Genomic DNA, 15,073 nt, shown 5'->3' on the forward strand with positions numbered 1-15,073 from the left:
ATTGCTAGTAAAATATTAAGTTTGCACGCTGTTAAACTTTTGTTATTATATGGAGATTTTTAAAAATAAAGCAGACTTAAATGCGCATATAGATTTACTTAAGTCTGAAAATAAAACACTTGGTTTTGTGCCTACAATGGGTGCATTGCATCAAGGTCATGCTTCGTTAATAATCAAAGGCTTAGAAGATAACGATGTTGTTGCAGTGAGCATTTTTGTTAATCCAACTCAATTTGATAACCAAGAAGACCTCATTAAATATCCAAGAACTTTAGATAGTGATGTCATGTTGCTTTCCAAAATTTCTAATGATAGAATTATAGTCTATGCACCAACAGTTGAAGATATTTATGGTAATGAAGTTAAGTCTACATCTTTTTCATATGATGGCTTAGAACATGAAATGGAAGGTCGGTTTAGAGATGGGCATTTTGATGGTGTTGGTACTATTGTAAAACGCTTATTTGAAATTGTAAGACCTAACAAAGCCTACTTTGGTGAGAAAGATTTTCAGCAATTGATGATTATCAAAAAATTGGTTGAAAAATACAATATTCCTGTAACAGTTATTGGTTGTAAAATTCATAGGGCTTCAGATGGTCTAGCCATGAGCTCACGTAATACAAGGTTAAAACCAAAGTACAGAGATGCCGCACCATTTATTTATAAAATACTAAAGTCTGCCAAGAAAAAGTTTGGCACAAAAAGTGCTAATAAGGTCACGGACTGGGTTACAAAAGAATTTGCTAAACACGATTTATTAGAATTAGAATATTTCATCATAGCAGATATTAAAACCCTAAAAACCGTTAAACGAAAATCAAACAAAAAGTCATATAGGGCGTTTATTGCCGTATATGCAGATGATATTAGACTTATAGATAATATCGCACTAAATTAATTATCTTTGCCTCATGCAAATTCAAGTAGTAAAATCTAAGATTCACAGAGTAAAAGTGACAGGTGCAGACCTTAATTACATTGGTAGTATTACTATTGATGAAGATTTAATGGAAGCTGCTAATATCATTCAAGGTGAAAAAGTTCAAATCGTGAACAATGATAATGGTGAGCGTTTAGAGACGTATTGTATTCCTGGACCGCGTAACAGTGGTGAAATTACATTAAATGGAGCAGCAGCACGTAAGGTCGCTGTTGGTGATACATTAATATTGATTACTTATGCGTTTATGGATATTGAAGACGCCAAAGTATTTAAGCCTTCATTAGTATTTCCTGACGAAGCAACTAATCTTTTAAAATAAGGTTTTGGACCAAAAGACAAGTAAAATCCTAAAAATAACACTCCCACTATTATTAGGAGTTATATTGGTGTGGTATTCTTTGTCGAAAATTTCTATTGAAGAACTTATCACTTATTTTAAAAATGCTAATTATACTTATGTAAGTTTAGGATTATTTTTTGGTTTATTAAGTCATTTATCTAGAGCTTACAGATGGAAATTCATGATAGAGCCTTTGGGTTATACATTGCGTTTCCCTAACAGTATTATGGCTGTTTTTGCAACATATTTAGTGAATTACACTATCCCAAGAGCTGGTGAAATAACTAGAGCAACTATTTTAACAAATTATGAAGGTGTTCCTTTCGAAAAAGGGTTTGGGACTATTGTAGCTGAACGAATTGCTGATATGGTAGTTATGTTAGGAATCATATCTGTGACCTTGTTTTTAGAATTTGAGTTTATCTATCAGTTTTTTGCTGAACGTTTTGACTTGTATAAAATTATTATTGGTATTTGTGCACTCGGTTTGCTGTTGTCATTAGTTTTCTTTTTTGTAAAGAAGAGCCATTCAAAATTCGCAATAAAAGTTCGCACTTTTGTTAGTGGTCTGGTCGAAGGAATTCTCAGCATTTTTAAAATGAAACACAAATGGCCATTCATTTTCCATACCTTATTTATTTGGGGAATGTATATTCTTATGTTTTATGTGACAACATTGGCTATTCCAGAAACTTCTAATTTGCCATTAGCGGCTATTCTAATCGGGTTTATTTCTGCAAGTTTTAGTATAGCAGCAACTAATGGAGGTATTGGGTCTTACCCAGTTGCTGTATATGCAGCCTTTTCAATATTTGCTATAGCAAAGGAGCCTAGTATAGCGTTTGGTTGGATCATGTGGTCATCTCAAACATTTATGATTATCGTCTTAGGCGGATTGTCTTTAATTTACCTACCAATATATAATAGAATTAAATAATTTTTTACCTTGCCCATACAAATACACCTAGCTGTCATGAATAAATTTATCTTATTTATCTGTTGTAGTCTTTTCTGTCAGATAGCACTATCACAAGTCATTTATGAAACTATTGAATCTTCGAAACTAGGAGAGTCTAGAGAGATTAAAATACAATTGCCTAGAAATTATGACCCTGAGGGAGATATACTATATCCTCTTGTGATTGTATTTGATGGTGATTATTTATTTGAACCTATCATAGGTAATACGGATTATCACTCCTATTGGGGTGATATGCCAAGATCTATAGTTGTTGGTGTCAATCAGGCGAAGACTAGAGATGCAGACTTGTCTTTTAGTAGTGAAACTTTTTTTCCTTCAGATGAAGGAGGGGCTCAGTTTTTTGAGTTTATAGGCCAAGAATTAGTTCCTTATATCAATGATAATTATTTAACGTCTGATTTTAGAATTGTGGTTGGCCATGATCAAAGTGCTAATTTTTTAAACTATTATCTATTTAAAGATAAGCCTCTATTTAGAGGTTATATAGCGTTTAGCCCTGATTTATCACCAGAAATGGCAAATCGATTACAAGAAAAATTATCAACAACATTGGTAGATACGTTTTATTATCTGGCAACTTCAGATAATGATGTGAAAAGTCTTAGAGAAGGTATTTTAACTATGGATACTGGATTAAGTGCCATAGAAAACACGAAATTGCATTATAGGTTTGATGATTTTACAGATGCTGATCATTATTCGCTTGTCGGTTTAGGAATTCCTAAGGCTATTAATGAAATTTTTGGTCTATTCAAACCAATTAGTAGAAAAGAGTATAAAGAAAAAATGCTCACATTTGAAGGAAGCCCTTATGAGTACCTCATGAAAAAATATGAGGATGTTCAGTTTTTTTACGGATTTGAAAAGAAGGTTGTAGAAAACGATTTAAGAGCAGTATTGGCAGCTAGTAAAAAGAAAAATAATGAAGAGTCTCTCAAAAATTTATCAAAATTAGCAAGAAAAGAATATCCTGAGTCTATGATTAGTGCCTATTATGGTGGGCAATATTATGACTTTATTGGAAATACAAAAAAAGCACTTCAAAGCTATCAATCTGGTTTGTTACTAGAAGAATCTGAGTTTATTTCTAAGGATATGTTATTAGATTTAATCTACGAGATTCAAGATCAAGATTAATAAAATTATGCATTTCATCGAATAAATTGGTAGTTTAGCTAAATTTGGGTATATTTACCATCCCCAAATTAACCTACTAAAGATGAAAAATACTGTACTTTTTATCATCTCATTATGTTTTTGTGCTCAAGTTTCAGCACAAGTCATTTATGAGACTTTTGAATCCCGAAAGTTAAATACTACTAGAGAATTAAAGATTAAACTGCCAGATAACTACGATCCTGAGTCGGAGTTAAAGCACCCTGTAATTATTGTTTTTGATGGCGAATACTTATTCGAACCTGTATGTGGTCAGGTGAGTTTTCAAACTCATTTTGATGAAATGCCAGAATCAATTATTGTCGGAATTGTTCAAGGAAAAGAACGTTTCTATGATAGTTATGTTGATGAAGTGTCTGGTTTGCCGTTTGAGTCTGGTGATCGCTTTTACAAATTTGTAGATCAGGAACTCATTCCTCATTTAGATGCTAATTACAATACGAGCAAGTTTAAAGTTGCTGTAGGTCACAACCTTATGGGGAACTTTATCAATTCGTTTTTGTTTCATGAAGAACCAGTGTTTCAAGCCTACATAAATTTGAGCCCGGATTTCAAGGGAACAATGAGTCAAAATGTAGCAACACGATTAGAGTGGCTAAATAATGATATTTTTTACTACATGGCCACCTCAGATAAGGATATCAAGGGGATTAGAGCTATTGTAAAAGAAACGAATCAGAAATTAAAAGATATCGATAATCAAAAACTAACCTATTACTTTGACGAGTTAACAGGTGATTCTCATTATCAATTGGTTACTGGAGCATTATCGAAAGCCATGGATCGTATATTCGAATTATACAAACCTCTAGATGATAAGGAACTTAAAGAAAAAGCCTTTCCATACGAAGGAACTTTAGATGATTATATTGTAGATAGATACGAGCGAATAGACGACTTGTTTGGAATTTACAAGCCAATTTCCGAAGAAGAATTGCAACAATTGATTACAGTAGCTGAGGAACGTAAAGACTTAGAGTCTATTTATAAAATTGGAAAACTAGCAAATAAGCTCAACCCTAATTCATCATTTGGAACTTTTTATATGGCACAGTATGCCGAAAAACTAGGAAAAACCAAAAAAGCAGTTAAGCTTTATGAATCTGCTTTAACATTAGATGAAATGACTCACATTGATAGAGAATTCATAATGGCCCATGTTGAAGGCTTAAAAGTAGTTGAAGAAGATACAGAAACTGAAGACGATGAAGATGAAGAAAACTAAATATAGCATATACTCTACCGATTATTTTTTTGAAGGACTTTATCGAAAAATAAAAGCGTTTAAATTTTCAACAAGGCGCTCAAAACTTACGGCAATAAAAATGCTTTTTGTGATGACTTGGTTTAATGATATCAATTAAAAAATCTTAATTTAGCTGAAATTTTAATTCAATACATTCCTAGTCTTTGGAATACGAATATGGCTAAATTAAAAACGACCTTCTTTTGTCAAAACTGTGGCTCACAATATGCTAAGTGGCAAGGTCAATGTACAGCATGTAAAGAATGGAATACTATTACCGAAGAGGTCATCCAAAAGCCAGAAAAAAGCGATTGGAAATCACCATCAAATACAACTAAACGTGTTTCTAAACCGCTCAAAATAAATGAGATTGATACTTCTCAAGAAGCCAGATTAAATACTTTAGATGATGAGTTTAATAGAGTGCTTGGTGGAGGACTAGTGCCTGGATCTCTTACGCTTTTAGGTGGTGAGCCTGGTATTGGTAAAAGCACATTATTACTTCAAATCTCACTACAATTGCCTTACAATACTTTATATGTTTCGGGAGAAGAAAGTCAGAAGCAAATAAAAATGCGTGCCGAACGCATATACCCAAGTTCCAATAATTGTTACATTCTTACAGAAACTAAAACACAACATATCTTTAAGCAGATTGAAGCTTTACAACCAGATATTGTGGTTATAGATTCTATTCAAACGTTGCATAGCGACTATATAGAATCTTCTTCTGGAAGTATTTCTCAAATAAAAGAATGTACTACAGAGTTGATCAAGTTTGCTAAAGAAACGTCTACTCCTGTTATTTTGATTGGACATATTACCAAAGACGGAAATATAGCTGGTCCCAAAATATTGGAACATATGGTAGATACGGTATTGCAATTTGAAGGAGATCGTAATCATGTATTCAGAATTTTAAGAGCCAATAAAAACCGTTTTGGATCAACAAATGAACTAGGAATTTATGAAATGCAAGGCTCCGGATTAAGACAGGTGTCCAATCCTTCTGAAATTTTAATTTCACAAAAAGACGAAGAATTATCAGGAAATGCTGTGGCTGCAACCCTCGAGGGGATGCGTCCCTTAATGATAGAAATTCAAGCACTTGTTAGTACAGCTGTTTACGGTACTCCACAACGAAGTGCTACAGGGTTTAATGCTAAACGCTTGAATATGTTATTAGCAGTTTTAGAAAAAAGAGCTGGGTTTAGATTAGGCGCTAAAGATGTATTTTTAAATATAACAGGAGGCATTTCAGTTGACGATCCGGCTATAGATTTGGCTGTTGTTGCTGCTATTTTATCTTCTAATGAAGATGTTGCAATTCAAAAAGATTTTTGCTTTGCTGCCGAAGTAGGTCTTTCTGGTGAAATACGTCCTGTACAGCGTGTTGAACAACGAATTTTAGAGGCTGAAAAACTAGGATTCTCGACTATTTTTGTTTCTAAATACAATAAGATTACTTTAAAAAACACGTCCATTAAGATTCAACTGATTTCAAAAATTGAAGATTTAGTTGGTTTTGTTGTTTAATTATACCAGATTTTAGCCTGTTATTCAACGTTATTTTGGGTAGTTCATAATTTGTAAATCACACTTTAACTGATTTCTAAAACACTTTATCTAATAAGCACAGGGTTGGCTTTGTCCAATTTCCTACAAATGTGTACTATTGTATTGAATATGAGATGTATTGTAAAGTTTAATACCTTCATATTCAATTAGGTGTCCCTCTAAAAATCTATCTGACTTAAATAGTCTAAATAAATTGACCATTGTGCTATGAAATTTAAACTACTACATACACTTCTCGTACTTCTACTAATTTTTTTAGTTCCTCAATTTAGCGTTGCTCAAGATACTGATGGTGACTCTATTGTAGACACTATTGACCTCGACGATGATAATGATGGTATTCTTGATGTGGTTGAACAAAGTAATACGATAATTAGTGCAGGACCTGAATGTGGAGGAGAACAGGATTTTGATTTTACAGCTATACCAACAGAAGAAGTAGGTGATGGATTGTTATATACAGAATTAACAGGTGAAGTATTTAGGTTTCCTAATGTAGGAATTGGTATTGATGCTTTAATGACAGTTAATGGTTTTGTTAATGCAACATGCGATTTGTTAGATGATAATTCTTCTCAAAGTACCTATCTTAAACCTGGAGTTCGGTCAACTAGTTTATCTGCTGGTCAAGAAGGTTATGCAGAGTTTAATGTTCAGTTTGTACAATCTGGAACGAATACTCCAGTAGTGGTTCCTGAATTATTTATAAACCTTAACGACATTGATGGTGATAACTCAAAATTTGAACGCGTTAAAATTCCGTTCCCATACAGTTATGTCATTGACAACCCTTCAGACGTTACCATAACACAAGAGGATGACTTTCTAGTTGCTACCTCAGGAAATGTTAATTATCAAGGAACATCTAATGCGTTTTCAACTATTAACGTTAAAGCTAGATATTTTGATTTATCAGAAATTACCTTTCGCTTAGGTATTCTAGCTAATACAAATATTAATAATGTTGTTAGATATTTTAGTCTAGAGTTTTCCTGTGTAACAAATTTTTCGAACCCTGTAATTACATATACAGATGCCGATGGTGATGGTATACCTAATTATCTTGATTTAGATAGTGATAATGATGGTATTCCAGATAATGTAGAAGCACAATCAACTAGTGGTTATATCGCGCCTTCAGGTGTTGTTAATTCTAATGGTGTTTATAATAATTATCCTAGCGGTGGATTTGTACCTGTAGACTCTGATGGAGATGGAGAATTCGATAGTCTTGATACCGATTCTGATAATGATGGCATTTTAGATATTGCTGAAAATGGAATGGCTAACGCTCTTTTAGGTAGTGATGCCGATTTAGATGGTTTAGATGATGCCTTTGAAACTAACGGACTTAATGATTTTCCGTTCGATGTTAATGAAGACATTGATAATCCGTCTAACTTGTCAATTTTGCCAGATACAGATAATGATTTAGCATCTGGTGGAGATTTAGATTATAGAGATCTTTTGGATACCAACCCTCCAGTTGAAGCACATTTGGATTTAGATGGTGTAGATGATTATTTATCAACAACAGGTTTTATTGATGGGTTAGATCAAGTGACCATGATGGCTTGGGTGAAAATTGACCCTGAGAATGCTTCCCAAAGTTTAGCAACAATTGCAGGAGAGGACATATCTTGCCGATTGGTGGTTCAAAACGGAAACACATTAGGATTTACCTTAAGAACACCTGCTGGTATATTAAGTACCTATGCCACAACTAGTATTAGTTATAATGAATGGCATCATGTAACGGGATCTTTCTCCAATACAACCGGAACAATTACACTTTATGTTGATGGTGAAGCAATTGCTAATATTGTTGATACAAATCATATTGCTGAAAAGCTAGAAAATTCATCAGATTCTAATGGTAATTTTGAAATTGGAAGACGATCTAGTAATATTTCTAATCGTGAATATTTTAACGGAAAAATTGATGAAGTTCGTGTGTTTGATACAGCATTAACTAAAGATCAAGTTCAACAAATTGTTTTTCAGGAAATTGAAAATAATGGAGGCCTTTTAAAAGGATCCCTCATAGATAAAAATGTAGCAGATTTTACAACTACCAGCACAGTATCTTGGTCTAGTCTATTAGCATATTATCCAATGACCGATATTAAAAACAATATCACCTTAGACTTTTCTTCTAATAGCAATGCATTACGATTAAACTATATTACAACATTGCAAGCTCAAACTGCTCCGATGCCTTTCGAAACTGTTGCAGATACCGATTGGAGTCTTGAAGGAACTTGGTTACATGGTAGTATTTGGGATATCGAAAATGCGACTAATAATAAAGATTGGAGTATTGTCAATATAAAACATAATGTGTCATCTACAAATTCTCATAAGCATTTAGGTTTATTTATTGATGCCAATAAAACATTAACAATTAATGGAGATCATAAAGTAGAAAACACATGGTATTTAGAGCTTAATGGAACCATAGATTTGAGTGATGATTCTCAATTAATTCAAGGGAGTAAAAGTGATTTGGTAACGTCTGCTCAAGGGAAAATTTTAAGACGACAAGAAGGAAATTCTAGTGTGTATTGGTATAACTATTGGGCATCTCCAGTTGGAACACTTGGAGCAATAACATTAACCGATAATAATACTAACTCCAATAATATTAACAATTCAGTCTTTAACTTAAATGGCCTTAAAAAAGGAGATGGAAGTGCTGTACAATTTACAACAGCACATGATCAGGTTGGTAGGGTGAGTTCCCGTTGGTTATATACCTATAAAAATGGAGTGACCTATTACGATTATGTGTCTATAGATGAAACTACAGATATTCAACCTGGTGTTGGCTATACGCAAAAAGGAACTGGGACAACAGATCCTGTACAGCAGTACATTTTTGAAGGTAAACCTAATAATGGAACAATTGTTATTAGTGTTACTGATGCAGGTGGAAACGGCTCAGTGCCTTCTGTATCTAAAACAGATTATTTATTAGGAAACCCATATCCTTCTGCTATTGATGTTCATGATTTTATTGACGATAATGTTGGTGTTATTGGGGGTTCGATTCAATTGTGGCAGCAATGGAGTGGAAATTCTCATTTCTTAAGTGACTACAATGGAGGCTATGCAGTAGTAAATAAAATTGGATCTGTGAGAGCATCTCAGTTTATTGGATTAGATGGTGGTAATAGTGGAGGAGAAGAAGGGACTAAATTACCAACACGATATTTACCAGTAGGCCAAGGTTTTGTTACCGAAATTGTAGCAAATGGAAGTGTTGTTTTCAAAAATAGTCAGAGAGAATTTATTAAAGAAGCCGACGCTAACGGAACATCAGATACAGGTTCCGAATTTTTAAGAACAGACGGTTCTAATAACACTGAAAATGCTTCCGAAGATATTAGTTTGATGCAAAAAATGCGTCTTGAATTTAATTCGGTAGATGGTCCATCATCAAGACGTGAACTATTATTAGGTTTTAGTGATTTCACATCAGACGCTTTTGATTATGGTTATGATGCCAAAAATTTAAACGCTAATGATGATGATTTGAATTTGATTTTAGACAACCAGTTAATGCTGATTCAATCGTACAGTTCAATTTCAGAAGATAAATCTGTGCCACTAGCATTTAATGCTTCAGGTGATTTTAGTTATACCATTAAAGCAACATTGTTTGAACATATTAATAACGATCAACCTGTATATTTAAAAGATAATTTTACTGGAGAATATTTCGATTTAAAAAGCGAACAAGCGTATGAGTTTTCTTCGGAAATGGGAACATTCAATACACGATTTGAAATTGTATTCCAATCTGAAGATGTGTTGTCTGTTGAAACTCCCGATTTTGATACAGATATGATTTATTTTAATACAAACACTAATCGATTATTTGCCAAAGGACTACAAATAGACATAGATCAATTGTCAGTTATTAATATGTTAGGTCAAACCGTTAAAGTGTTTAATGAGGTATCACCTGATGATTTACATAATGGTATAGAAATTTCAGGCTTAAGTACTGGAACTTATATTGTTCATTTTAAAATAGAATCATCAACTAAAGCGAAGAAGATTCTTATTAATTAAGAATTAAAAACATTGATATTAAGGCTGTTTCATGTTTTGAGATGGCCTTTTCTTTTGCATCTATATTATGTATTTTCGTTTTATGAGAAACACAATAACATTAATTACTATACTATTTACTTTGTTTTCCTGTGGAAAAAAGGAAGTGAAAACTGATGAAACTTACATTAACACAACAGCAAATTATGTTGCAAAAATTGATAGTAATTCAAATTTAACGGAAAAGCTTACAGAAGGCACTTTGACTGATAAAGATGGATTGAAGGATGTTGGGCGTTTTAAATATAATGTACTTTTTGATAAGAGATCAAAGGAGCTTTTTAGAATTATAAACACAGAAACCTCTAACAAAACAGTTAAGGAACACTATTATTTCCACAATCATAATTTAGTGTATATTGTGTCTTCTACTTATGGTCAACCTGATAAGAAGATATATACTCAGGGTTTTAAGAAAGTAATTGCCATGTCTAATGTTTCTGAAAGTGAAAAGAATGTATTGCTAGATAAAGCTATAAGATTTAAAAATGCTCATTACCGAATAGATGATTGATTGTAGGGTTTTTACTGTAATTCATGTGACTTTTTTGTGATTTTAGTATCTAACTATTGAGTATTAATATCACGCGCTTAAAAATGAAAAACACAAAAAGAATCTTATCTTTAATAGCATTACTTGTCATTTTTAGATTCCTCTTTTTTTTAATCAATAATTAATACTTAATGGTGTCATACTTTTCACCATCTATTAGACTACATTCTGTCAATAGTCTCACATTCTCTTTTTTATATACAACACACTTATAATTTTCTCAAAATTCCTTAATTTCGCGACTCGATTAGAATATTGATATCATGAGCGCTAACTTTCCTGAATATAAAGGACTTGACTTACCAAAAGTTGCAGACGACATTCTCAACTATTGGCAAGAGAACAACATCTTTGAAAAAAGTATTTCCACTAGAGAAGGTCATAAGCCATTTGTCTTTTTTGAAGGGCCACCTTCTGCAAATGGATTACCTGGAGTACACCACGTTTTAGCGCGTGCTATTAAAGATATTTTCCCAAGGTATAAAACTATGAAAGGGTTCCAAGTAAAGCGAAAAGCAGGTTGGGATACACACGGACTTCCTATAGAATTAGGTGTTGAAAAAGAACTAGGAATTACCAAAGAAGATATTGGAAAAACCATTTCTGTAGAAGATTATAACGCAGCGTGCCGAAAAGCAGTCATGCGATATACAGATGTATGGAACGATCTCACACAAAAAATGGGCTATTGGGTAAATATGGATGATCCATATATTACCTATGACCCAAAATACATGGAAAGTGTATGGTGGTTACTCAAACAGATTTATAATAAAAGCCTACTTTATAAAGGGTATACAATTCAACCCTACTCTCCAAAAGCAGGTACAGGATTAAGTTCACATGAATTAAATCAACCAGGAACCTATCAAGATGTTACGGATACGACGGTTGTAGCTCAATTTAAGGCAAATGCACATTCGCTCCCAGAATTTTTACAAAATGAAGGCGATATCCATTTCCTAGCTTGGACGACGACACCTTGGACGCTTCCTAGTAATACAGCATTAACGGTTGGGCCTAAGATTGACTATGTTTTAGTAGAAACTTATAATCAGTATACCTTCAAACCAATAAATGTGATATTGGCTAAGAAATTAGTGAATTATCAATTCTCCGGAAAGTTCAATTTGGTGGAAGATAAGTCCGAATTATTAGCCTACAATTCGGGAGATAAAAAAATCCCATATCATGTAGTTAAAGAATTCAAAGGCGCAGATTTAGTTGGAATTACTTACGAACAATTATTGCCGTATACTTTACCAAATGATAATCCTGAAAATGCGTTTAGAGTTATTTCTGGAGATTTCGTAACCACCGAGGATGGTACTGGTATTGTACACACTGCTCCTACGTTTGGAGCAGATGATGCCTTAGTTGCTAAACAAGCGACACCTGAAGTGCCTCCAATGTTGGTTAAAGATGATCAGGGTAATTTGGTACCGTTAGTAGATTTACAAGGTCGCTTTAGACCAGAACTTGGTGAATTTGCTGGTAAGTATGTGAAGAACGAATATTATAATGATGGCGAAGCTCCAGAACGTTCAATTGATGTAGAACTTGCGATTAAACTAAAAGAAGAAAATAAAGCCTTTAAGGTTGAAAAATATAAACACAGTTACCCAAACTGTTGGCGTACAGATAAACCAATTTTATACTATCCATTAGATTCTTGGTTTATCAAAGTTACCGATGTTAAAGAACGCATGGTAGCGTTAAATAATACCATCAATTGGAAACCTGCTTCTACTGGAACAGGTCGTTTTGGTAATTGGTTAGCAAATGCTAACGATTGGAATTTATCACGATCGCGCTATTGGGGAATTCCTCTGCCAATTTGGAGAACTGAAGATGGTAAAGAGGCGCTTTGCATTGGTTCTGTTGAAGAATTGAAATCGGAAATGGCAAAAGCAATTCAAGCTGGGGTTTTAGATAAAGATATTTTTGAAGACTTTGAAGTTGGAAATCTTTCCGATGAGAATTATGCGAAAATAGATTTGCATAAAAATATTGTTGATGAGATCGTGTTGGTTTCTGAAAGTGGCCAGCCAATGAAACGCGAAAGTGATTTGATTGATGTGTGGTTTGATTCTGGATCAATGCCTTATGCGCAATGGCATTATCCGTTCGAAAACAAAGAACTCATTGATGAAGGTAAATCTTATCCAGCCGATTTTATCGCTGAAGGTGTTGATCAAACTCGTGGTTGGTTTTATACATTGCACGCTATTGGAACGATGGTGTTTGATTCTGTAGCCTACAAAAATGTGGTGTCTAACGGATTAGTGCTTGATAAGAACGGACAAAAAATGTCTAAACGTCTTGGTAACGCTACAGACCCATTTACGACCTTAGATACTTATGGAGCTGATGCTACTCGTTGGTACATGATTATGAATGCTAACCCTTGGGATAACTTAAAGTTTGATTTAGAGGGTATTGAAGAGGTAAAACGTAAATTCTTCGGGACATTATACAATACCTATTCGTTTTTTACACTCTATACCAATTTAGATCAATTTACTTATGCTGAAGCTGATATTCCGTTAGCAGAACGTCCAGAAATTGACCGTTGGATCTTATCCGAATTACATACACTAATTCAAAAAGTAGATGAATATTATGCCGAGTATGAACCAACAAAAGCGGCAAGAGCAATTTCAGGATTTACTCAGGACTATTTGAGTAACTGGTATGTTCGTTTAAGTAGAAGACGTTTCTGGAAAGGCGATTACCAATCAGATAAAATTTCTGCCTATCAAACCTTATATACTTGTATGACAACCATTGCGAAGTTAGGAGCGCCAATAGCACCTTTCTTTATGGATCGATTATATATGGATTTAAATTCAGTAACTAAAAAAGAAGCATATGAAAGTGTGCATTTGGCAGAATTTCCAAAGTTTGAAGCCTCGTATGTTGATAAAACTTTAGAACGAAAAATGGAAAGTGCGCAAACAATTTCTTCGTTAGTTTTATCGTTAAGAGCTAAGGAGAAGATTAAAGTGCGTCAACCATTGCAAAAGATTATGATTCCTATTGATTCAAAAGAACAAAAGGAAGAGATTTTAGCAGTTTCCGATTTAATAAAATCTGAAGTCAATGTTAAAGATGTTGAAGTGTTAGAAGATGCTTCCGATATTTTAGTCAAACAAATAAAACCAAATTTCAAGGTTTTAGGGCCACGTTTTGGGCAAGATATGAAAGCTGTGGCTCAGGCGGTTAACGCATTTACAGCAGAGGATATTAAAAAAATCGAGCAAAATGGCGTTTTAGATGTTGAAATTAATGGAAAAAATGTTACATTAGAACAATCTGATGTTGAGATTACTTCCAAAGATATAGAGGGTTGGTTGGTCGCAAGTTCGGGGCCAATAACAGTTGCTTTAGATGTGACTTTAACAGATGATTTAAAGAAAGAAGGAATTGCAAGAGAGCTCGTAAACAGAATTCAAAATCTTCGAAAAGATTCTGGATTTGAATTAACCGATAGAATTGCAGTACAATTTAAAAAAGACGAACAAATTATTAATGCTATAAACACAAATTTAGAGTATATAAAAACCGAGACATTAACAGATGAATTGGAAATTTTAGACGACTTAAATACTGGTATAGAAATTGCTTTTGATGATGTAAATACCAAATTGTTTATTAAAAAAATGTAGAAATTATGCCTGACAAAATTAGATATTCAGACAAAGACTTAAATGAGTTCAAAACACTTATTCAAGATAAAATAGATAAAGCACAGCACGATTTAGAATTAATTAAAAGTGCTTATATGAATGATCATAACAACGGAACAGACGATACGTCACCTACGTTTAAAGCCTTTGATGAAGGTAGTGCTGTGATGAGCAAAGAGTCCAACTCACAATTGGCTATTAGACAAGAAAAATTTATACGTGATTTAAAGAATGCGCTAATTCGTATTGAAAATAAAACCTATGGTATTTGTCGTGTTACTGGAAAGCTTATTAATAAGAAACGTTTGGAATTAGTGCCTCACGCTACATTGAGTATTGAAGCTAAAAATATGCAGAAATAAAATATGTGATTATATATTATAAACGTCTCTTTTGAGGCGTTTTTTTATGTCGAGTAATTTAAGTTAATGCCATCGTTTATAATAA

11 protein-coding genes are annotated in these 15,073 nt (G+C 33.5%); all 11 read left to right on the forward strand.

What is annotated here, in order from left to right:
* Window positions 1-49: 49 nt before the first annotated feature.
* The gene (panC, locus tag ACTU6T_RS07465) at window positions 50-901 is read left to right on the forward strand and encodes a pantoate--beta-alanine ligase (protein ID WP_460220615.1); all 852 of its coding nucleotides are present in this window, start codon (window positions 50-52) and stop codon (window positions 899-901) included.
* A 13-nt stretch (window positions 902-914) separates the two neighbouring features.
* Complete coding sequence (gene panD / locus ACTU6T_RS07470; RefSeq protein WP_008270229.1) at window positions 915-1,265, forward strand: aspartate 1-decarboxylase; 351 nt, start codon at window positions 915-917, stop codon at window positions 1,263-1,265.
* A gap of 4 nt (window positions 1,266-1,269) precedes the next feature.
* A complete protein-coding gene (locus ACTU6T_RS07475; RefSeq protein ID WP_460220616.1) occupies window positions 1,270-2,223 on the forward strand; it encodes a lysylphosphatidylglycerol synthase transmembrane domain-containing protein in 954 nt (317 codons plus the stop codon).
* A gap of 36 nt (window positions 2,224-2,259) precedes the next feature.
* Entirely contained in the window at window positions 2,260-3,405 is a 1,146-nt protein-coding gene (locus ACTU6T_RS07480) for an alpha/beta hydrolase (protein ID WP_460220617.1), read from the forward strand.
* Window positions 3,406-3,487: 82 nt separating this feature from the next.
* On the forward strand, window positions 3,488-4,669 hold the full coding sequence (locus ACTU6T_RS07485) for an alpha/beta hydrolase-fold protein (protein ID WP_460220618.1): 1,182 nt from the start codon (window positions 3,488-3,490) through the stop codon (window positions 4,667-4,669).
* The gene (locus ACTU6T_RS07490; protein ID WP_460220619.1) at window positions 4,656-4,808 is read left to right on the forward strand and encodes a hypothetical protein; all 153 of its coding nucleotides are present in this window, start codon (window positions 4,656-4,658) and stop codon (window positions 4,806-4,808) included. Before ACTU6T_RS07485 ends, ACTU6T_RS07490 begins: the two co-directional genes overlap by 14 nt.
* A gap of 59 nt (window positions 4,809-4,867) precedes the next feature.
* The gene (gene radA, locus ACTU6T_RS07495) at window positions 4,868-6,226 is read left to right on the forward strand and encodes a DNA repair protein RadA (RefSeq protein WP_460220620.1); all 1,359 of its coding nucleotides are present in this window, start codon (window positions 4,868-4,870) and stop codon (window positions 6,224-6,226) included.
* Between the two features lie 249 nt (window positions 6,227-6,475).
* Window positions 6,476-10,345 (forward strand): LamG-like jellyroll fold domain-containing protein, encoded by a 3,870-nt coding sequence (locus tag ACTU6T_RS07500; RefSeq protein ID WP_460220621.1) that lies wholly within the window; start codon window positions 6,476-6,478, stop codon window positions 10,343-10,345.
* An 82-nt stretch (window positions 10,346-10,427) separates the two neighbouring features.
* Window positions 10,428-10,898 carry a hypothetical protein gene (locus tag ACTU6T_RS07505; protein ID WP_460220622.1) on the forward strand — a complete coding sequence of 157 codons (471 nt, stop codon included), beginning with the start codon at window positions 10,428-10,430 and terminating at the stop codon, window positions 10,896-10,898.
* A 302-nt stretch (window positions 10,899-11,200) separates the two neighbouring features.
* Window positions 11,201-14,605 (forward strand): isoleucine--tRNA ligase, encoded by a 3,405-nt coding sequence (gene ileS / locus ACTU6T_RS07510; protein ID WP_460220623.1) that lies wholly within the window; start codon window positions 11,201-11,203, stop codon window positions 14,603-14,605.
* Between the two features lie 5 nt (window positions 14,606-14,610).
* Window positions 14,611-14,988, forward strand: coding sequence for a TraR/DksA family transcriptional regulator (locus tag ACTU6T_RS07515; protein ID WP_460220624.1), 378 nt, complete (start codon window positions 14,611-14,613; stop codon window positions 14,986-14,988).
* Window positions 14,989-15,073 lie beyond the last annotated feature (85 nt).

The organism is Psychroserpens citreus, from assembly GCF_055686305.1.

What these genes read in the sequence shown, in the direction of transcription:
- ACTU6T_RS07490 (WP_460220619.1), top strand. Translation starts at nt 4,656, where the DNA reads ATGAAGAAAACTAAATATAGCATATACTCTACCGATTATTTTTTTGAA.
- panC (WP_460220615.1), top strand. Translation starts at nt 50, where the DNA reads ATGGAGATTTTTAAAAATAAAGCAGACTTAAATGCGCATATAGATTTA.
- ileS (WP_460220623.1), top strand. Translation starts at nt 11,201, where the DNA reads ATGAGCGCTAACTTTCCTGAATATAAAGGACTTGACTTACCAAAAGTT.
- ACTU6T_RS07485 (WP_460220618.1), top strand. Translation starts at nt 3,488, where the DNA reads ATGAAAAATACTGTACTTTTTATCATCTCATTATGTTTTTGTGCTCAA.
- radA (WP_460220620.1), top strand. Translation starts at nt 4,868, where the DNA reads ATGGCTAAATTAAAAACGACCTTCTTTTGTCAAAACTGTGGCTCACAA.
- panD (WP_008270229.1), top strand. Translation starts at nt 915, where the DNA reads ATGCAAATTCAAGTAGTAAAATCTAAGATTCACAGAGTAAAAGTGACA.
- ACTU6T_RS07480 (WP_460220617.1), top strand. Translation starts at nt 2,260, where the DNA reads ATGAATAAATTTATCTTATTTATCTGTTGTAGTCTTTTCTGTCAGATA.
- ACTU6T_RS07515 (WP_460220624.1), top strand. Translation starts at nt 14,611, where the DNA reads ATGCCTGACAAAATTAGATATTCAGACAAAGACTTAAATGAGTTCAAA.
- ACTU6T_RS07505 (WP_460220622.1), top strand. Translation starts at nt 10,428, where the DNA reads ATGAGAAACACAATAACATTAATTACTATACTATTTACTTTGTTTTCC.
- ACTU6T_RS07500 (WP_460220621.1), top strand. Translation starts at nt 6,476, where the DNA reads ATGAAATTTAAACTACTACATACACTTCTCGTACTTCTACTAATTTTT.